We start from the raw sequence: 20,729 nt of genomic DNA on the forward strand, positions 1-20,729 counted from the left end.
TTCTTTTAAAATGTTAAATTCAATCCAACAGTAAGTGTTACCGAATTCGGGTAGCTTCCTTCATTTACACCTCTAACCAAGTTGTCTGATGTTTTTTGGACTTCTGGGCTTCCAAAGTCATATTTAGAAAATACAAAAGGATTTTGAATACTTGTGTATATTCTTGCTCTTGAGATAAATTCATTAAAGACATCTCCAGAAATATTATACCCTAAGGTAATGTTCTTTACCCACAAATAATCTGCGTCTTTTATGTGGTAAGAATTTGGTGATCTCCAATACTTTGTAGTATTTTGTTTTGTTGTAGGGATGGAAATACTATTTAAAGGGGTTTCTGGTCTTGCTTCTATGACAGCCCCGTTTGGTAAATTTGGTGTAGCAGGGATAACGATATCTTGTTCAACTCCTGGTCTATACCTATCTGTCAGTACAGCCCGATCTACATTAAACTGTCCGTCTAGATTATGCATTTGCTGACTTCTTTGATCGTAAATTTGGAAACCCGTTGCACCATTTAGCAAAATAGAAAGATCGAAATTTTTGTATGCAAAATTGTGACGCATACCGTAAGTAAATTCGGGATTGGGATCGCCAAGATCTACATAATCCTCTTGGCTAAATTCGATGATACCATCACCATCGCCATCTTGAATTTTAGGAGCTCCCACAACAGCTTCTGGGTACTTTGGAACATCTGGATTGTCAAGGTCTTCTTGGGAATAAAATCCAGTAACATTATAACCTCTAAAAATTCCAATAGGATCTCCTTCCCTAATCACGGCAAAACTTGTTCCATTTCCTGCGGTACCAATGAAAATTTCATCATCTGGCAAGTCTATAGCCTCGTTTTTGTTGGTACTAACATTTACGTTAAAGTTATAGCTAAATCCACTTTCAGTATTTACTAAATTAACAGTGCTCAGTGCCAATTCAAAACCTTTATTTGAAATGCTACCAACATTATCAATGATCCCTCCTAGACCGGTAGAAGTAGGAATGGGTGTATTTCCAAGAAAACCAACTGAAGAGATATCGTAATAATTAAGTTCAAGATTAAACTTATTAAACAATCCAATATTAAGACCTAAGTTTAATTCCTCACTTTGTTCCCAAGTAAGCGCCGTGTTTGGTAAGGCGTTTAATCCATAACCTGGGAATAATGCTCCTCCAAAAATGTAATTCTGACTTCCAATATTACCTTGGTATTGGAAGTTTTTAACATTGGCGTCATTACCGGATATACCATAACCTCCTTCAATTCTTAAGTTAGAGATGGTGTTTTTAATAGGATCCCAAAAAGCCTCTTCGGAGATTCTCCACGCAAGATTAAAGGCATAAAAATCACCCCATCTGTTTTCAGAACTAAATCGGGATGATGCATCCAGCCTATAACTGCCTCCAATATAATATTTGTTGTCGTAGTCGTATGAAACCCGTCCTAAAAAGCTTAACCTATTTAGTTCACTGTCACCATAACCTCCAGTAAAGTTACTAACATTTCCAGGATCTGTGTTGCCAAAATTGGGGTATATAAACTCTTCATCTATAAAGTCTACTGCATTTAAAGAAGAAAATTCACCCGAACGTCTTTCAATAGAGGATACTAATGTGGCTTCTAAGTCATGTTTTTCAGCAAAGGTATTTGTATAGGTTAACTGATTATCAAAAATAAAATTTGATGTTTCTTCCATTCCCACACTTGATGAACTGTTTTCTCTACCTGTCACAGGTGGTGTTAAGCCATCTGGCGGTAGTTCTTTAGGAGTGTAGTTAAATGTTCTTCTGTATCGGTAATTAAGGTACCCCGACGTCTTGAAGACTAAATTTTCCATTGGCTTTATTTCAATAAAAGATGCAATATTGAAAGTGTTAGTTTTACTTTCTTGATCTCTAAAGCGTATAGAAGCCAATGGAGATCTTGCCCAAAATAATCCTGAACCAAAAGGAACTGGATTTCCATCGAAGTCTTGTCGTGATAGAATCCCAAAAGTAGAGGGATTAATGTTTCCATTCTCATCGTACACGGAAGCCGTTGGATCTACCCACATACTTGCATTTACTGCGGAATAAGCACTGTAGCCTCCAGAATTTGGATCGGTGTCTGCGCTTTGGTTGGTTACAAAGCTAGGCGCAATGTTCATCCCTACCTTAAGCCAGTCTGTTACATCTGATTCTACGTTTGCTCTTAGTGTAATACGTTTTAATTTTGTTCCAACTACAACACCTTCCTGCTCCCTGAAACCACCAGATAGGCTATATACTATTTTTTCAGAGCCCCCTTGAGCAGATAAATAATAATCCTGTGTGACAGCAGTTCGTGTAATTTCATCGAACCAGTTAGTTCCCTTGGCAAGGTCGGTGTCGTTTTGTGCCTTAGATATGAAATCTTGCAACCTGGTATAGTGAGCTTGCTCTAAGCCACCCCAGCCACCATTGAAAATATATCTATCATCTAATCTTTCCTTTTGGAAAGTAGCCAATTCTAAAGCATTCAGGTTATTGGGTTTATCAAAATCTTGAACCCAATCCAAGGAAGTATAGCTATTAAAGTTAAACGTTGTTTTACCTTTTTCTCCTTGCTTGGTTGTAATTATTACTACTCCATTGGATCCTCTATTTCCGTAGATTGCTTTAGCATTGGCATCTCTAAGGATTGAAATATTTTCAATATCTTCTGGATTCACATAGTTTAATAGAAAGTTGTCACTACTATTGGTAACGTTTGTCAATGGAATTCCATCAATTACATACAAAGGAGCATTGTTACCCAATGAACTAATACCTCTAATAAGTATTTGAGGTCCTGCACCAGGATTACCGGTTTGTCTAAATTGTACTCCAGGAACTTGGGCTACAAGAGCTTGATCTACTGAAGTTAAAGGTAAATCTTCAATGTCTTTGGCCCCAAGCTGGGTTACAGAACCTACAAGATCTCTTTTGTTTTGTGTGCCATAACCTATAACTACCACATCTTCTAATGCAGTAACATCTTCTTTCATGGTCACGTTAATGGTACTCCTACCATTAACAGCTACTTCTTGTGTAGAAAAACCTACGTAGGAAAAAACCAAAGTCCCCTCCGCTTCCTGAATGTCGATAGAATAGTTTCCATCAAAATCAGTTTGAGATCCGTTTGTGGTGCCTTTCACGAGAATATTCACTCCTGGTAGCGGCACCCCTCCGGGGTCTTTTACCTGGCCGCTAATAGAAGTTTGCGCGTAAAGTCCATACGTTTGCAATCCAAAAACCATAAAAAGAACAATTTTGAATGGTTTTGGAATGTCATTTTTTAGTTTGTTAAATAGTTTGAACATTTTTTAGCTTGTTTTTGTTTAAAAAATCATACAATTTTTGTTAGCATTCGTAAAATAGAAGTGAATTTTTTAAAAATTTGTTAGTATCGATGACAATAATAATGGGAACTTGAATTAAAACCATCCTGTACTGTACTGTATAATTATGGGATTTAACAGATGGGATGGGTTTTCAGCACAGTACAGGATACATTTTTTAAAATATCGTCTTAAGATTGCATAATGATGAAGAATTTTAAAATACACCTGTCTCTTTATGTGTTTGGTTTTGTTCAATTTATTGGGATTTGCCAATCCGAAGTTCCTTGGCAGAATCCAAATGTCACAAAAATTAATAAACTTCCGGCCAAAGCGACCTCGGTTTCATACTCCACTTTAAATCAAGCTTTAAAAGCAAATCGAGAGGAGTCTTCAAGAAGAAAAAGTATAAACGGAGACTGGAAATTTCTTTTTAAAAATTCTCCAAGCGATGTGCCTTCCAATTTTTTTGAATTGGAAACTTCAGATGAAAATTGGGCAACTTTACCGGTGCCATCAAACTGGGAATTGCACGGGTATGGTAAACCTTGGCAACGTCTTACTCCGCAAATATGGGAAGATAAAAATGTTCCTTTTCCAAATATTCCAACAGATTACAACCCGACAGGCCTATACCGAAAATGGGTCACTTTGCCGAAAGATTGGGACGGAATGCAGATTACTTTACATGTAGGTGCAGCTTCTTCATCTTTATCTGTTTGGGTCAACGGAGAATATGTAGGTTATAGTGAAGATAATAGATTGCCTGCAGAATTCGATATTACCAAAAAACTAAAATCAGGAAAAAATTTAATTGCTTTTCAGGTTTCCCAATGGAGCGATGGTAGCTACATAGAAGATCAGGATCATTGGCGAATGAGTGGCATTACCCGTGATGTTTACTTGGATGCCTCACCTATGGTTCAATTATACGATTTTGAAGTTAGAACCGATTTTGACGAAAGTTATACCAATGCTGAATTACAGATACGTCCAGAAATTAAGCAGTATGAACAATCAGATGTAGATGGATGGAATTTAGAAGCTTTGTTATATGATGAGGATAACGAGCCTGTTTTGGATAGTGTTTTTCAAGTTTCAGTGAAAAAAATATTGAACGAGCATTACCCACAAATTGGGAACCGTCCTTTTAATAATTTAATGAAGAGAACCATTCCTTCTCCAAAAAAATGGTCTGCTGAACACCCTTATCTCTATACCCTCATATTGGAACTAAAGGATGAAAAGGGAAAATTGATAGAAGCACGTAGCCAAAAGATTGGCTTCAGGGAAATAGATATTTCCGATGGACAGTTTAAAGTGAATGGAGTTCCCGTATTGTTATACGGGGTAAACCGTCACGATTGGGATGCAACCACTGGAAAGGCGGTGACTAAAGAAGCGATGGAGAGGGATGTTAAGTTGATGAAACAGCTCAATGTAAATGCGTCTCGTTCTTCCCATTATCCAAATCCTCCTTATTGGTACGAATTGTGCAATCAATATGGTATTTATGTGATGGACGAAGCCAATATAGAAAGCCACGCTTTGGGGTCTTTACCAAGTAATACACCAGCATTCCATACTGCTTTTTTGGAAAGAGGGATTAATATGGTGGAAAGAGACAAAAACCATCCTAGCATTATAAGTTGGTCATTGGGTAATGAAGCTGGGTTTGGTCCAAATCATGCGGCACTTTCTGCATGGATAAAAGAGTTTGATCCAACCCGACCTATTCATGCTGAAGGGGCTCAAAATATTTATGGTTATAATTGGCCTAAGCCAGAACCAAGAGATAGAATCTACACGGATATTATAAGCAGGATGTACCGTTTAACAGATGATATGATTGACCTCGCCACGCAACCCAATGATACCCGACCCGTTATTTGGTGTGAGTATGCTCATTCTCAAGGGAATTCCACAGGTAATATGCAAGGATATTGGGATGCCATCTATAAATACAAGCGATTAGTTGGTGGTTTTGTATGGGATTGGAGAGATCAATTAATCTCAAAACCAAGTGAAGGTGATAAAGAACTTTGGAAGTATGGCAAAGATTTTAACCAAGAACTCGATGATTTGTTGCCCATTCAAAAAGGACTTATTTCCGCAGATGGAAAAATTAAATCAGGTGGGTGGCAAGCTAAATATGTATGGCAAAGAATACACACAGAGGCAGATAGTTTACATAAAGGAATTTTTACAGTAACAAATCGGCATTCCCGTACTAATTTGGATACGTATGGTATTAAATGGGAAATTACAGAAGATGGAACGCCTGTTGAAAACGGTACGATGAACGCACCGAGTATTGCTCCAGGCAAGAAAGGTAAATTAAAGATTTCCATGCCTTCCGTAAATTATAAAGAGGGCAAACGCTATTTTTTCAATATTTATTACGTGCTTAAAAAGGATGAGTTATGGGCTGAAAAAGGATTTGAAATTGCCAAAGAACAATTTCCACTTGTTTATAAGCCTTTGTTGAAAAATGACGAGACGGAATCTGAAACAGAAATTTCTCAACTTGGCGACACCCTTTTTATTAAACAAAATAAATTAAAATTTGCCTTTAACACTAAAACAGGCTTTTTGAGCGGGTGGGAGAAAAAAGGAAAAGAACTGCTGAAAGGAGCATTAAAACCTAATTTTTGGAGAGCACCAACTGATAACGATTTAGCGGCTTCAGTTCCTAAACGCATGGGTGTTTGGAAAACCATGGTAGATAGCTTATCGCTTGAAAGATTTACTAATTATTCTTCAGAAAAGGGTACTGTCGTAGAAACTACACATGTTTCTCCTGATAAAAAAATGAGTTTGGAAATTAAGTATCATCTTAATGGTTCAGGAGCGTTAAAAGTGTCTTTTACGATGCAACCTTCACCAGATTTGCCTAATTTGCCACGAGTGGGAATGCAAGTACCGGTTGCTAAAAGCTTAAGTGATTTAGAATGGTTTGGTAGAGGACCTTATGAAACGTATGCTGATAAAAAATCGGGGTCTTTTATTGGCCGTTATAAAGAAAACGTTTCAGATTTCGTCTATTATGTTCGTCCGCAAGAGAGCAGCAATAAAACAGATGTTTACTGGGCGAAACTTAGCGACGGAAAAAACACATTATTACAAGTTGAAGCGTTCAATAATGCAATAAATTTTAGTGTTTGGCCTTACACGCAAAATCAACTGGAGGAAGCTACCCGTATTGAAGATTTACCGTTGAACAATTTTAATGTTTTAAATATTGATTATAAGCAAATGGGAGTTGGGGGAGATAATAGTTGGAGTATGGACGCCCGTCCACATGAACCTTTTCGCTTGCCTGCAGATGTTTATCATTATGAATTTATTTTAAAAGCCAATACCAATGAATAGATTTTTTACATATATAATTGTTTTCTGTGCGCTGTTTTCAACATTCGCGTGCCAAACCAAGGAGGGAAAAGTAGCAAATAAAGCTTCGGAAACAAAAGATTCTTGGGAAACGGCTTCATGGATTGCGCCAAACAGTGCAAAAGATACTATAAACCAATGGGCTGTTTACAGACGGGAATTTGTTATAGATAAAGAAATACCTGAAAGCGCCTTGGCAAATTTAGCAGTAGATTCTAAGTACTGGCTTTGGGTAAATGGAAAAATGGTGGTAAGAATGGGCGGATTAAAACGCGGTCCGAATCCAAACGACACTTATTACGACAGCTTGGATTTAAAACCGTACTTAAAGAAAGGAAAAAATGTAATCGCTATTTTAACTCAATTCTTTGGTAAGCATGGTTTTAGTCATAATAACAGCGGTAAACAAGGCCTTATTTTTGACTTGAAATGGAATGAATTGGATATTTCTTCTGATGAAAATTGGAAAGCTTGGAAACATCCTTCATTTGGAATGACCAGTGGTCCGCATCCTAATTACAGACTTGCAGAAAGTAATATTCTATTTGATGCCAATAAAGGTGATTTTTCTTTTGTAAACGAGAATTTTGATACCTCTTCCTATCAATCAGCAAAAATTATAGGTAAATATGGGGATGCGCCTTGGAATAAATTAGTAAAAAGACCTATTCCATTCTGGAAAGACTTTGGCTTGAAAGAATATGAAAATCGACTTTCATATCCGTTTAAAAGTGTAGGGGATACTTTAAAAATGAAGCTGCCTTACAATGCACAAGTGAGTCCGTATTTAAAAATAAAAGCCACGCAGCAAGATACCATCCACATTCAAACCGATAATTACCGAGGAGGCGGAACCCCCAATATTAGGGCGGTTTATATTAGCAAGCCAGGCGTTCAAGAATTTGAAATTACTGGTTGGATTAACGGACATAACGTACATTATTATATTCCTAAGGGGATTGAGGTTTTGGATTTAAAATACAGGGAGACAGGGTATGATACTGAGTTTGCAGGTGCCTTTTCTTGTGAAGATCCTTTTTTTAATGAGCTTTGGAAAAAAGCAAGGCGTACTTTATACATTACTATGCGGGATACTTATATGGACTGCCCCGATAGGGAACGAGCTCAATGGTGGGGAGATGTTGTATTGGAAAGCGGAGAATCTTTTTATGCATTGGATAGAAAAGCAGATGCACTTACCCAAAAGGGAATTTTGGAACTGCTAAACTGGCAACGAAAAGACAGTACTATTTTTTCTCCAGTTCCGGCCGGTAATTGGGATAAAGAATTGCCTGGGCAAATGCTCGCCAGTGTTGGGTATTATGGAGTTTATAATTATTTTCTTCATACTGGAGACACGGCTACCATCCAACAAGTGTATGAGCCCATAAAAAAATACTTGTCGTTGTACAAATTAAAGGATGATGGTACGATACAAGTTAGACAAGGTGGATGGATTTGGGGAGATTGGGGTAGCAATAAAGACATTCCCTTATTAATGAATACTCAATATTACCTCGCTTTAAAGGGATTGCATTTGCTAGCAGAAACACTGAAAAAAGATGAAGAAGCTCAAAAAATTGCTGCTAAAATGAAGGTGTTTAAAAAGAGTTTTAACGATGCTTTCTGGAATGGAGAGGCATACCGTTCCCGAGATTACAAAGGCTTAACCGACGACCGTTCCCAGACGTTGGCAGTAGTTTCTGGTTTGGCAGATACCGATAAATTTGATGCAATCTACAAGGTTTTAAAAGCTGAAAAACATGCGAGTCCGTACATGGAAAAGTACGTTGCCGAATCGTTATTCTTGATGGGGAAAGATAGTTTTGCCTTAAAAAGACTAAAAGAACGATTTGGAAAAATGGTGAATCACCCAACCATCACTACGCTTTGGGAAGGTTGGGGCATTGGAAAAGAAGGTTTTGGTGGAGGAACCATAAATCATGCATGGAGTGGGGGCGGACTCACACTACTTTCTCAATATGTGGCTGGGATAAGTCCAATAACTCCGGGATATAAAACTTTTATGGTGAAGCCTCATTTGGGAGAATTAAAAGAGGTGTCGGCAAGTGTAGCAAGCGTTCAAGGACAGATTGATGTTGAAATTAAAAGAACTGAAAATCTTCAACTATCCGTTAATGTTCCCGAAGGAAGTCGCACCAAAGTTGTTCTTCCGAAGGAATGGACACCAACTTTTTTAGATAATAAAGAGATAACTGCTGATAGCCAAGAGCTGTGGTTAGAAAGTGGTAACCATACAATAATTGCAAAATAATTACTATGAATTACTTGAAACATCCAATTTTTTATTGCTTATCAGCAACACTGTTGCTTCTTTCCTGTAAAGAAACTCCAAAAGGGGAATCTTCAATTGAAGAAATTCAAGAGAGTAAACCTAATATTATTATGATAGTAGCCGATGATATGGGTTGGCACGATCTTGGGACTTATGGAAATACTTTCATTGAAACACCCAACTTAGACCGTTTGGCTGCTAATGGATTAAAATTTACTGATGCCTACGCTGCAGCACCACTCTGTAGTCCTTCTAGGGCTTCTTTAATGACAGGACTTCACCCAATAACGGTGAATATTACAGAGCATATTCATGGAAATAGACCTGCCGGACCCAAGCAGATGTTGGAAACACCTCCTGTAAGTCAGCAATTGGATTTAGATTATAAAACGCTGGCAGAAGCATTGAAGGAAAAGGGTTATAGCACCGGTTTTTTTGGGAAATGGCATCTTGGTGGTGGAAAATTTGAGCCTCAGCATCAAGGGTTTGATGTTAATGTTGGGGGAAGTTATAACGGACTACCTTCTTCTTTCTTTTTTCCATTTTTTAGAATGGGAGAGAAGCCTGCATTGCAAAATAATAGTGACGACGGAGATTACTTAACAGATGTGCTCACCGACCAAGTGCTTGATTACATCACCAAACAAAAAGACAGTACTTTTTTTATCAGTTTGAATTATTATGCTCCACATGTGCCAATCGAGGCTAAAGATTCTTTGGTGAAAAAGTATACTGAAAAACGAGGGGACACTTCCGAAGCAATTCTTCCGAACATTCATTATGCCGCTATGGTGGAAAGTATTGATATCAATGTGGGAAGAGTTATTAAAATGCTTGAAGACCAAAATTTGGATAAGAAAACATTGATTGCTTTTACTTCTGATAACGGCGGACTTTCAGTAAGGGAAGTACCCGCTTTTGCCAAGCACACACCCCCAACAGATAACGGACCATTGCGAGCCGGAAAAGGGTATCTATATGAAGGCGGTATTAGAGAGCCTTTAATAGTTTCTTGGCCTGGAAAATTTGCTTCAAAAGAAATTGAAACTCCTGTAGTAGCGCAAGATTTGGTGTACAGCTTATCTAAATTAACCGGTTGTACTGATTTTCCTGCTGAAGGAATAGATATTTTCAACCTTGAAAACAAAGAGCGAGGACTGCTTTGGCATTTACCACATTACAGTCCGCAACACGGGAAGCCAGCGACAGCCTACAGAAAAGGGGATTGGAAGCTTGTTTATTTTTATGAAAATGAAAAATACGAGCTGTATAACTTGAAAGAGGACTTTGGGGAAACCAAAGATCTTTCCGAAGAAAATAAAGAAAAGGCTGAAGCTATGTATAATGAAATGCAAGCTGAACTAAAAAGATTAGGTGCTAAGTTTCCTAAACCAAATGCCAAATACAATCCTTCGGCAGAGTAGTTTCACAAAATACAATATTATTATACCCCGTTGGCAACAGCCACGGGGTTTTTTAATGCTGTAGCGAAGAAATTTTAACAGTTTATGCAGTGAAATGAGCGGGCCTTGCAATACAACGAGCGGATATTGCTGTGCAATTAGCGGGGCTTGCAGCGTAATTAGAGGGTGTTGCAGGACAATTAGAGGATATTGCAGTGCAATTAGTGGCCTTGCAATACACCGAACGGGCATTGCCATACATTTAAAGCATATTGCAGGCCAAAAAACTAATACGTTTATAAAATCTACTTATTAGGTTGGTAATCCCATGAATCCGTCCATTGCAATGGATAAATGGTACCATCTTCCTTAAAATTCAAAGGAGCGCTCCAGTATTGGTAATCGTGCCCTTTTATGTTATCCGAAGCAGAACCCCATAAATCGCCCATCCAAATAAATTTTTCCCCAGCATTTGTGTTTAGTTTCATTACGTAGGTTTGTTGCGCTGGAATAATTGGTTTTTGTGGAATACTTTTATGGGAGATATAACCGTTAAACGGAAGTTTTTGTTGGTTATTGAATAAAGTAATCTCGTTGATGTAAAGGGCTGTAGTTGCGGAGGAATCCTTTGGTACAACCTTAATTCGGTCTGCTTCAATATTTACGGTAAAACGCATGGATTCGTTAAGTGCGGAAGATTCTCTGGTTAAAAGGTCTGCCTTAAGCGGTTTCCAACCATCAAATTGCCAAGTAAAGAAATCGAATTCAGGAATGTTGATTTCAGGATGAACTCTAGGATTTTCAACATTTCCGCAGTTTTCTGGACGGTTTCCTGTAAACAGGCTTATTTCAATTTCGTTTACAGAGCTGTGCTTTTCAAGTTGAAGTTCGATGCCATCGTAGCCAGAAGGTCTTTTTTCTAACGTTTCATATTGCGTACCTCTGGAAACACTATCGCTCAGCATTAAGGCTTTTTTGCCAGGATAACGGTTTATGTTTCCTGTAAAAGTATAGCCAGTAAGTGGGTCGTTACTTACATAAACCCTAGCACCAGAGCCATAATTACAGAAGCAGCAAGTGTAATCAGTTAATAAGTAGTATTTATTGTTGTGTTTAAATTGAGAACCTGCTTCCATGTGCTGGGCGATAATTCCACCGTTTTCCATAGTAGAGCCTGTATAGCTATCGTCTAATTTTTCAATGGAAACTTGGTGATTATTTATGGTGTTGTAGCTTATGTAAGCGGTGCCGTCGTCATCTACAAATAGTCCGAAATCACCCAGTCCTGCCTCGGATCGCGACATTTGTACATCGTCGTTAATAATCTTAAAAGGACCTTGCGGCGTATCGCTTACAGCTACCCCAAATTTTCCATTCCATAGTTTTGGGTACCAATTATACCAAAGCACATATTTCTTAGTTTTTTTATTGTAAATAACATGAGGTCTGTAATAAACACCTTCTGGTTGATTGGGTATCAGGGCGCCCTGCTTTTCCCAATTTATCAGGTCCTTCGAACTATAACACAAGTATTTATTGGCTGTAGTAAATCCGTTTGTTTCGCCATAAGATGTGCCATACCAGTAAAATTTACCTTCAAATTGAATAATCCTTCCATCATGAGCATCAACAATAGCACTGTCTTTATCCATTCTGGGTTTACTATTGGATATGCTATAAGTAATATCTGAAGAGGTTGTTTTTTCAGAAGTACAGTTTGTAAAAAGTAAAAATATAGATGCTAGAGCTAGCCATGTACACGAACGAAACATAAAGTGTTTTTTGAAATGGTTTTAAAAACACTAAATTAATGTTCCACCTAAAAAGGAGCATCCTGTACTGTACTGATACCAATGACTAGATCTTTTTAACATTTTCCCATATAGGGTAACTTCTATTTTGGGTGTCCTATTTATACATAAAAGTATAAAACCCTTAAAATGAAAATCAACCTAATCTCAAAAAGAATATATTTTCTTTTTATACCTATTATTACTACTATTTTAATTACCACTTCCTGTAAAGAATCAAATGCAGAAAATACTGAAACCGCAGCAGAAGAGCCTATTCGTTACACAAGTTTTGTAGATCCATTTATTGGAACTTCCGGTCACGGACATACATTTCCGGGAGCAGCTTTGCCTTTTGGAATGGTTCAGTTGAGTCCAGATACCTACGATGACGAATGGGACTGGTGTAGTGGTTACCACTATTCTGATAGTTCTTTAATGGGCTTTAGCCACACGCACTTAAGCGGAACAGGACGTTCTGATTTGTTGGACATTTTAATGATGCCTACAACGGGGGAATTGAAATACGAACCTGGCACGAGAGAAAACCCAGATGAAGGATACCGTTCCCGATTTTCCCACGATGACGAAGTTGCCAAGCCAGGATATTATGCAGTTAAATTAAAAGACTATAATATCGATGTAGAATTAACAACTACAAAACGTGTTGGTTTTCATAAGTATAACTATCCAAAAGGGGAAAAAGCCAATGTTATTTTAGACTTAACACATGGGCGTCCAAATGATACCGTAATGGCTTTGGAATTCAAACTTTTAAACGATTCGACCATCGCGGGAATGCGCCACACACATGGATGGCGATTTGGGAAGGAAAAACATTTCATCGATCAAAAAATATACTTTGTTGCTGAATTCTCCAAGCCTTTCAGTTCTTTAGAAGTAAAAGGTGATAAAGCTGCTGAAAATGAATGGAACGGAACCGAAATCAAAGCCGGAATAACTTTTGATGCTTTGGAAGAACCACTAATGGTAAAAGTTGCTTTGTCTCCGGTGGATATCGATGGCGCCAAAAAGAATTTAAAAGCAGAGCTTTCGCATTGGAATTTTGAACAGGTTAAAGAAACTGCGGATAAAACTTGGGAGGAGAACCTTCAAAAAATTGAAATTACAGACGCAGATACAAGTAAGAAAACAGCTTTTTATACGGCTATGTACCACTCTTTCTTAGCACCTTATCTTTACCAAGATGTGGATGGAAGATACCCTGGAAGCGATGGAGAAATCCATACTGCGGAAGGTTTTACAAATTACACTCTATTTTCACTTTGGGATACTTTTAGATCACTGCATCCACTGCTTACCATAACGCATCCAGAATTGGTAAACGATTTAATTAATAGCATGTTGGCGGTTTATGATGAAAGTGGTTTATTGCCAGAATGGCATTTGGCCACTAGCGAAACGTTTACCATGATCGGTTACCACGCTGTACCGGTTATTTTGGATGCATACCAAAAAGGGATAAACGATTTTGATTTCAACAAAGCCTATGAAGGAATGAAAGCAAATGCTAATTACGATGACTTCGGAAGACCATTGTTTAGGGAGATGGCTTACATTCCAAGTGAACTCACCAATAAATCGGTTTCCCGTGCTTTGGAGTTTGCCTATGACGATTGGTGTATCCTACAATCAGCGAAAATCTTGAATAAGGAGGAAGATATTGAAGAATACAAGCGTACTTCAAACGCATTCAAGAATATTTTTGATAAGAAAACTTTGTTTATGCGTGGTAAAGATGCTCAAGGAAATTGGGTAAAGGATTTTGATCCAACATTATCCACACATAATTATTCCGATTATATCGAAGGAAATGCTTGGCAGTACACTTGGTTTGTGCCACATGATGTTCCCGCTTTGATTGATCTTATGGGTGGTGAAGAAACGTTTGAGAAAAAACTAGACTCTCTTTTTATAGTTTCTTCGGATGTTACTGGTGAAAATGTACCTTCGGATATGTCTGGATTTATCGGTCAATATGTACACGGAAACGAACCTAGTCACCATATTGCTTATCTGTACAATTTTATCGGAAAACCTGAAAAAACCAGAAAATGGACAAAAAAAATCATGGACGAATTGTACACTGATCAACCAGATGGTTTAAGCGGAAATGAAGACTGCGGACAAATGTCGGCTTGGTTTGTGCTGAGTTCAATGGGCTTCCATCCAGTAAATCCTGCGAATGGAAAATATCAATTGGGTTATCCGCTTTTTGATGAGGTGAAAGTTAAGTTGAACAATGGTAAATCCTTTTCAGTTTCACAGAAAAATGATGCAGGAACCACTTGGAAAATCAATGGCAAGCAACTTGACAGAACTTATATTCAACACAATGAAATCACCAGCGGAAGCGAACTGATTTTTGAATAAAACTTACTTATCTGTAATTGGATATATAAATAATGCCGATAAAAGTTGACCTATTTAAAAAGTATTGAAAATCAAGGAAGCGGCGTTGGCAAGAAGATAAAAAGCTGTTTGAGCGTAGCGAGTTCTTTTTATCTGTGGGGGATGTTTCCGTAGATTTTTTTATACTTTTTAAAGCAGTCTTGACTTTTTTGTTTCGTTTTTGTGTCAAGACAAAAATGAAAATATTTAGAAGTATACAACATCAGGTATGTCGTCCTATTGAATTGTTGGTTATGTCGAATTCAATTTGAAAAAATATACGCGTCATTTTATTGGTTCATCAAATAAATTGAAACCAAGAAAAATTAAATTAATTTAAATGAAAACATTATTTAAGAACGCTTGCGTTTGCTTTACGGCAACTGTATTTTCTATGTTGTCACTTCAGCAGACGCAGGCGCAATCCACCAAAAATAGTAAACCCAATATTTTATTTATTACCGTAGATGATATGAACTGGGACAGCCCCGGTTGCTACGGAAATACCATCGATAGCATTACCCCGAATATTGATAAGTTGGCTGCGGGCGGACTCAAATTTGATCAGGCGTATATTCAGGCGGCTTCTTGTAATCCTTCAAGGATGAGCTTGATAACTGGACTTTATCCACACAACAACGCTGCGGAAGGATTTGAGCCTATCGATCCAAAAGTGACCACTTTAACCGAAATTCTTCATAAAAATGGCTATTTAAATGGTGTAATGGGAAAAGAAGATCATCTCTTGCCACACGGAAAATTCTATTGGGATTATTACATCAGAACCAACGAAGAACTTAGCAAAGGCCGTAGCCCACAAATGTATTACAAATACGCCAAAGCCTTTTTTGAGAAAACAAAAGAATCAAAAAAGCCATTTTTCCTGATGGCGAATTCCAACGATCCGCACCGACCTTTTGCTGGTGGTGAAATAGAACAGCATAAAATTAAGCAAGGAAAAGTTTTAAACGGCTTTTCCAGAAGAATTACTGCCGATGAGGTTACGCTTCCTCCTTTCTTTCCAGACGTTCCAGGTCAAAAAGAGGAATATGCAAGTTATTTTACTTCTGTTCACCGCGCTGATGAGTCTGTTGGTGCTGTAATGAAAGCGTTAGAAGAAAGTGGATTGGAGGAAAATACTTTGGTGTTGTTTATTAGCGATCACGGAATGCCTTTTTCGTTCGCCAAGGAAACATGTATGCCCAATGGTACACGTGTACCTTTTATCATGAAGTGGAATGGTAAAATCAAATCAGGTTCTGTGGAAAAGGATAATTTAGTTATGGGAATTGACATTGTACCAACTATTTTGGAAGTCGCTGGCATAGCAACCGATGTTGAATTTGATGGAAAATCGCTTTGGGATATTGTTGAAGGAACTGAAAAAGAAACCCGTGAATATGCCTTTTCGGAATTTCATGAAACAGGTGGCTACGATTGGCATCCAGAATATGTAACCAAACCTACTCGCGCCATTCACAGTAAGCGATACTCATACATAGTTAATTTCTGGTCGAATGGTGAGCGCACCAATAAAGGCTCTTGGGCAGAAGACGGTTGGTTTCGTCATTACGTTACCGATGTAATGCTTAACGGAAACAAAGAAAGTTTAGATCGTTATTATTTCTTTTTTCACCGTGTACCAGAAGAGTTCTACGATTTGGAGAAAGATCCAGATTGTATGAATAATTTAATTGACGATCCAAATTACCAAGAAATAATAGCTTCCTATAAAAACAAATTGATCGATCATTTAAAGGAAACAAATGATCCAGCGTATAAATATTTGAAAAAAGGAACACCTGAAGCTTTCGAGGAGTTTTATCAATATCAGTATAAAAAATCCAAAGATCGGGAGAGAATCACACGAATAAATAAGCAATGGCCTTTACAAATAGCGTCAGGCTTAAATTAAAAAACATGACACGAATTATAGTTGCACTTCTTTTTACAGTCGTTTTTATCGGTTGTAAATCCGAAGAAAAAAAAGAAGACCAAAACAATACCGAAACACCTAATATCTTACTCATTACGGTTGATGATATGAGTCAGTCTTCGGTGGGTGTTTATGGTAATTCGGTTGAAAATATAACACCAAATATCGACCAATTGGCAAAGGAAGGTTTTCGTTTTGAGCATGCGTTTGTTAATTATTCTATTTGTAACCCAAGTAGATCTACCATTTTAACCGGACTCTACGCGCATAACCACGGCTCTTTTGCTGAAAACGGAATTAAACCCAATGTGGTACCGATTACGAGATTTTTAAAGGAAAAAGGGTATCAAACCGGGATAATGCACAAAGAGTTTCATTACCAACCAATGGAAAGTTTTGCTTGGGATGAAGTTATTAGCAACGATTCTATTCAAGGATCTAGAGTTCCAAAGCTTTTTAAAAAATATGCCAAGAAATTCATGGTTTCAGCAAAGGAAAAAGGGAAGCCATTTATTTTAGTAGCAAATACGGCAGATCCACATCGTCCTTTCGCTACGCGTGATAAAAATAAATATCCAGGCGGAACCGGAGAACCGTTCGAAGTGACCAAATTGTACGACTCTTCGGAAGTTGAAATGCCGCCTTTTTTACCCAATCATCCAGCAATAAAGTATGATGAAGCGCTGTATCAAACTTCCGTTCACCGAGCAGATGAAATGGTGGGTGCTGCTCTGGAAGCTTTGGAAGAAGCAAAACTTTCTTCCAATACCATTGTAGTGTTCATCAGTGACAATGGGAAAGCTTTTCCAAAGGCAAAACACGATTGTTATGTAGAAAGTAATGCCACTCCTTTAATTCTTCGTTGGCCTGAAAAAATAAAAAAGGGGACCGATACCGAACATATGGTAACAAGTTTGGACATCTTTCCTACGCTTTTGGAATATTTAGGGATGGAAGAAACCCCAAAGTTCGATGGGAAAAGTTTTAAAAGTATTATTGACGGAGAAAAGCAAACGGATAGAAATGCGGTTTTTTCTGAATATGAATATCACACAGCGCGTTCTGGGGAAGTGTTGCCATACTCTTCTAGAAGCGTTCAGACAAAGGATTTCAGATATATCGTGAATTTTTGGGCGGACGGGAAGAAATCCATTGAGCCGGTAATTCGTTATTCACAAGCGTATGAAGTAGTTGCAAATTCAGAAGAAAAAAATGTTGAAGAATTCAGAGAATTTTATTTCTACCGTACTCCGGAAGAGCTCTATAACGTAAAAGACGATCCTGCTTGTACCCAAAATTTAATCGATAATCCCGAATATGCTTCAGAAATAAAGAAATTAAAGGCATTGTTGCTCGAAGAACTTAAGCGTACCAACGATCCTTCTGCAAAAGCTTTTGAGGAAGGTACACCGGACGCTTTCGCTAGATATATTGAAAAAATGACCAAGAAAGGCAAGGAGATTAAAGAAGCGCAATTGCATAAACCAACCTAAAGTAACCGATTTAGAATGAAAGATTTGCTTAAAAAACTTCGTGTAATTTCATCTGTTATAATAGTTGTTCTATTGTTTTCTTGTGCTTCGGAAGAAAAAGAGAAGACAGAAATAGAAGTCGAAACAGGGTTGATGGAATTGGATTCCCTTCGAAACGAACTTTTAAATGATATACCTACAGATAGTACAAACTTTGCCAAACGAGTAAACGGCTTAAAACTTTGGGTTCGTCATTTAAGTTACGCCGGTGCCGATTTAAATCCGCTTCGAGCATATTACACCGAACACATTCAGAACGGAAAAACTCCAGATAATTTCCCTGCGATAGATTCAATGTATCGAGGCTTGGAAAAAATTGAAGTAGCTTTCGGTAAAAATCCTAATCGGCATCTAATAAAAATGGAGCGGGAAGCAGATTCTAATTTTGTTACTGAAGATTGGTTCACCCTTCGAGGAGATTTAGGACAAACCGGATTTACAGAACAGCCTGGGCCACAAAAAGGAACGTTGAAATGGAGATTCGCGGCTGGGCATTCTTGGTACAGTAAACCAGCGTTTTCAAATGGTAAAGTTTATATGGCTTCGCCGGGGGTTTCTTATGAAGCCTATTGTTTGGATGCTGAAACAGGAGCGTATCTTTGGAAAACACATCAAAAAGAGAATCAAAATCAATATAAAACACCTCGAAACGTTTCTCCGGCAATCATTGCAGGAAACCACTTGATTGTTCGTGAAATTGGTAGCGGTGGAAACAAAGGAGCGGCAAAAGACTTTGTTTACATTAATAAAGATACAGGGATAGAAGAAAAAGAAGTGTTCGCTGGACATGTGGATTACCGTGCCGGCTATGGCGCTTTCGATGGAAATAGCGAATTTTTGGTTTTTCCGCATAGTTTGCAAGAAATTGGTGCGGGGCAAACTGGAGGGGAAGTGAAAACGGTTTCTTTTGATAGCTTGGTATGTGTTTCTACCCAATCGGGAGAACGCCTTTGGAAACATTATATGGGTGAGTTTTACAGCGAACCGCTGCTCGTGAATAATAGCGTTTATGCTGGGAATTTTCAAGGTGATTTTAAGTCCATCGATGCCAAAAGCGGAGAAGTAAATTTCACTATTGAAACTAAAGCGCCCATTAATAGCAAAGCATCTGTGCAAGGAAAGAATGTCTTTTTTGGCAATGAAAACGGAAGTGTTTTTTCCGTAGAAACTAAAAAAGGAGAAATACTTTGGGAACAAAAACTACCAACAGAGGAGAAAGCATTTCAGCAATTTAGTCGGATTGTTTCCCATGAAGGAAAATTATATGTTGGAAGTGCCACTAAAAAAGTTTTTTGCTTAGCGGAAGATACAGGCAAATTATTGTGGGAAATCGAAACGGATGATTGGGTGCGTTCTGCTCCTGTAATTTCTGAAGGAAAATTGATTGCGGCTACCGTAAAAGGAACCGTGTATGGAATTGATTTATCGATTGAAAATCCTAAAATAGCTTGGAAATCCAACATCTCTAATCATGGCGTGTATGCCGACTTAAGTGTGTACGAAAATGGGGTTTTTGTGCCATCTTCTGATTTTTACTTGCATAAACTTAATCCTGAAAACGGCGAGGTTCTTTGGAAGCAAAGTATTTTCGAATCGACCACAAATCAAGACGGAGAGCGTGTGCTGGCCGATTTGGTTGGCGGCGGACCCGATTATCAAGCGGGAACAACTGTAGTAGATGGTATAGCCTATTTTGGGAGTCCCAGATTTGTTTATGCTGTAGATGTAAAAACGGGGGAAGAAGTATGGAAGTTTGAAACCCGGGGACAAATTTGTGGGGCACCAGCCGTGGCTAATGGAAAAGTGTTTTTCGGACAACAGGGTGGAACGGATAAATTTTACTGTGTTGATGCCAAAAGCGGAAAATTAATTTGGAAGAAGCCGTATCAATGGACGTGGGCATCACCAAATGTTGACGATACAAACGTCTATTTTGCTACCGTACAGGGCGATTTCTATGCCTGTAATCAGCAAACTGGGGAAGTTTTGTGGAAATACGAAAGTAAAGAAGGTGCCTACCCTGCACCGTCTATAGATGGTGATAAGGTGTTTTTCGGTTCCTGGAACGGAAATTACTACGCATTTAATAAAAATACCGGTGAACTTATTTGGAATGCTGATATTGCAGGTCATCCCGATTCGGGCTCCACGATTGTAAGTAACAATCAGTTTTATGGACAAGGTTTTCTCAGCAAGTATTTGTATACCTTAAATGCAACCACTGGAGAAGAGCTTTGGAAATATCCATTAGATGGGGAGTGGTGCAATGCCTCACCGGTTTCCGATGGTGAATTTGTGTTGTACAGTACGTACTTGCCTTGGTTGCATCAGGCTCCATTTCCGTCGCATACTACATGCTTAAATGCCAAAACTGGAGAGAAAGTATATGATATTCCATTTGCGGGTGGACTAACAGGAGCAGTTATTTGTCAAGATTTACTCTTTACGGCTTCCACTACAGACACCTACATGCGTGCTTGGGATGTCGCTACAGGAAACATGAGATGGCAATACCGTATGGGAGGCCGGGCCGAAGAAACCTGTACCTCAATTTATGGGGATAATGCTTTCATCCTTGCCAACGATGGCTATTTGTATGCGTTTGAGTAAGATTTTTACACGCTATTTATATCTAACC

9 protein-coding genes are annotated in these 20,729 nt (G+C 38.3%); 7 read left to right on the forward strand and 2 right to left on the reverse strand.

Translation table 11 applies throughout. From position 1 onward, the window contains the following. Positions 1–5 precede the first annotated feature (5 nt). A complete protein-coding gene (locus NDQ75_RS12850) occupies positions 6–3,314 on the reverse strand; it encodes a SusC/RagA family TonB-linked outer membrane protein (RefSeq protein ID WP_202029456.1) in 3,309 nt (1,102 codons plus the stop codon). A 222-nt stretch (positions 3,315–3,536) separates the two neighbouring features. Between NDQ75_RS12850 and NDQ75_RS12855 the strand changes: the two genes are divergently transcribed. Genes NDQ75_RS12855 through NDQ75_RS12865 form a run of 3 tightly spaced genes read left to right on the forward strand, consistent with a single transcriptional unit; the run spans position 3,537 to position 10,442 of the window. Further along, positions 3,537–6,704: a glycoside hydrolase family 2 TIM barrel-domain containing protein gene (locus NDQ75_RS12855; RefSeq protein ID WP_202029455.1), complete on the forward strand. Its 3,168-nt coding sequence runs from the start codon at positions 3,537–3,539 to the stop codon at positions 6,702–6,704. After that, the gene (locus tag NDQ75_RS12860) at positions 6,697–8,997 is read left to right on the forward strand and encodes an alpha-L-rhamnosidase-related protein (RefSeq protein ID WP_202029454.1); all 2,301 of its coding nucleotides are present in this window, start codon (positions 6,697–6,699) and stop codon (positions 8,995–8,997) included. The genes NDQ75_RS12855 and NDQ75_RS12860 overlap by 8 nt, the downstream gene beginning before the upstream one ends. A gap of 5 nt (positions 8,998–9,002) precedes the next feature. Beyond that, the gene (locus NDQ75_RS12865; RefSeq protein ID WP_202029453.1) at positions 9,003–10,442 is read left to right on the forward strand and encodes a sulfatase; all 1,440 of its coding nucleotides are present in this window, start codon (positions 9,003–9,005) and stop codon (positions 10,440–10,442) included. Positions 10,443–10,726: 284 nt separating this feature from the next. On the opposite strand, the gene NDQ75_RS12870 is transcribed toward NDQ75_RS12865, so the two are convergent. Continuing rightward, positions 10,727–12,073, reverse strand: a complete 1,347-nt coding sequence (locus NDQ75_RS12870) for a family 43 glycosylhydrolase (RefSeq protein WP_202029452.1) — start codon at positions 12,071–12,073, stop codon at positions 10,727–10,729. A gap of 288 nt (positions 12,074–12,361) precedes the next feature. On the opposite strand from NDQ75_RS12870, the gene NDQ75_RS12875 reads away from it, so the two are divergent. From NDQ75_RS12875 to NDQ75_RS12890, 4 genes are all read left to right on the forward strand, one after another. After that, on the forward strand, positions 12,362–14,605 hold the full coding sequence (locus NDQ75_RS12875; protein WP_202029451.1) for a GH92 family glycosyl hydrolase: 2,244 nt from the start codon (positions 12,362–12,364) through the stop codon (positions 14,603–14,605). 358 nt (positions 14,606–14,963) lie between these two features. After that, positions 14,964–16,538, forward strand: a complete 1,575-nt coding sequence (locus NDQ75_RS12880; RefSeq protein WP_202029450.1) for a sulfatase family protein — start codon at positions 14,964–14,966, stop codon at positions 16,536–16,538. A 5-nt stretch (positions 16,539–16,543) separates the two neighbouring features. Then, on the forward strand, positions 16,544–18,052 hold the full coding sequence (locus NDQ75_RS12885; protein WP_202029449.1) for a sulfatase family protein: 1,509 nt from the start codon (positions 16,544–16,546) through the stop codon (positions 18,050–18,052). A gap of 15 nt (positions 18,053–18,067) precedes the next feature. Continuing rightward, positions 18,068–20,701 (forward strand): outer membrane protein assembly factor BamB family protein, encoded by a 2,634-nt coding sequence (locus tag NDQ75_RS12890; RefSeq protein ID WP_202029448.1) that lies wholly within the window; start codon positions 18,068–18,070, stop codon positions 20,699–20,701. Positions 20,702–20,729 lie beyond the last annotated feature (28 nt).

It is taken from the genome of Galbibacter mesophilus, assembly GCF_023721415.1.
In the GTDB taxonomy this organism is placed as follows: Bacteria; Bacteroidota; Bacteroidia; order Flavobacteriales; family Flavobacteriaceae; genus Galbibacter; species Galbibacter mesophilus.

Bases quoted from the DNA above. Each gene is read 5' to 3' on its own strand.
- NDQ75_RS12850 (WP_202029456.1), bottom strand. From the start codon at position 3,314: ATGTTCAAACTATTTAACAAACTAAAAAATGACATTCCAAAACCATTC.
- NDQ75_RS12855 (WP_202029455.1), top strand. From the start codon at position 3,537: ATGATGAAGAATTTTAAAATACACCTGTCTCTTTATGTGTTTGGTTTT.
- NDQ75_RS12860 (WP_202029454.1), top strand. From the start codon at position 6,697: ATGAATAGATTTTTTACATATATAATTGTTTTCTGTGCGCTGTTTTCA.
- NDQ75_RS12865 (WP_202029453.1), top strand. From the start codon at position 9,003: ATGAATTACTTGAAACATCCAATTTTTTATTGCTTATCAGCAACACTG.
- NDQ75_RS12870 (WP_202029452.1), bottom strand. From the start codon at position 12,073: ATGGATAAAGACAGTGCTATTGTTGATGCTCATGATGGAAGGATTATT.
- NDQ75_RS12875 (WP_202029451.1), top strand. From the start codon at position 12,362: ATGAAAATCAACCTAATCTCAAAAAGAATATATTTTCTTTTTATACCT.
- NDQ75_RS12880 (WP_202029450.1), top strand. From the start codon at position 14,964: ATGAAAACATTATTTAAGAACGCTTGCGTTTGCTTTACGGCAACTGTA.
- NDQ75_RS12885 (WP_202029449.1), top strand. From the start codon at position 16,544: ATGACACGAATTATAGTTGCACTTCTTTTTACAGTCGTTTTTATCGGT.
- NDQ75_RS12890 (WP_202029448.1), top strand. From the start codon at position 18,068: ATGAAAGATTTGCTTAAAAAACTTCGTGTAATTTCATCTGTTATAATA.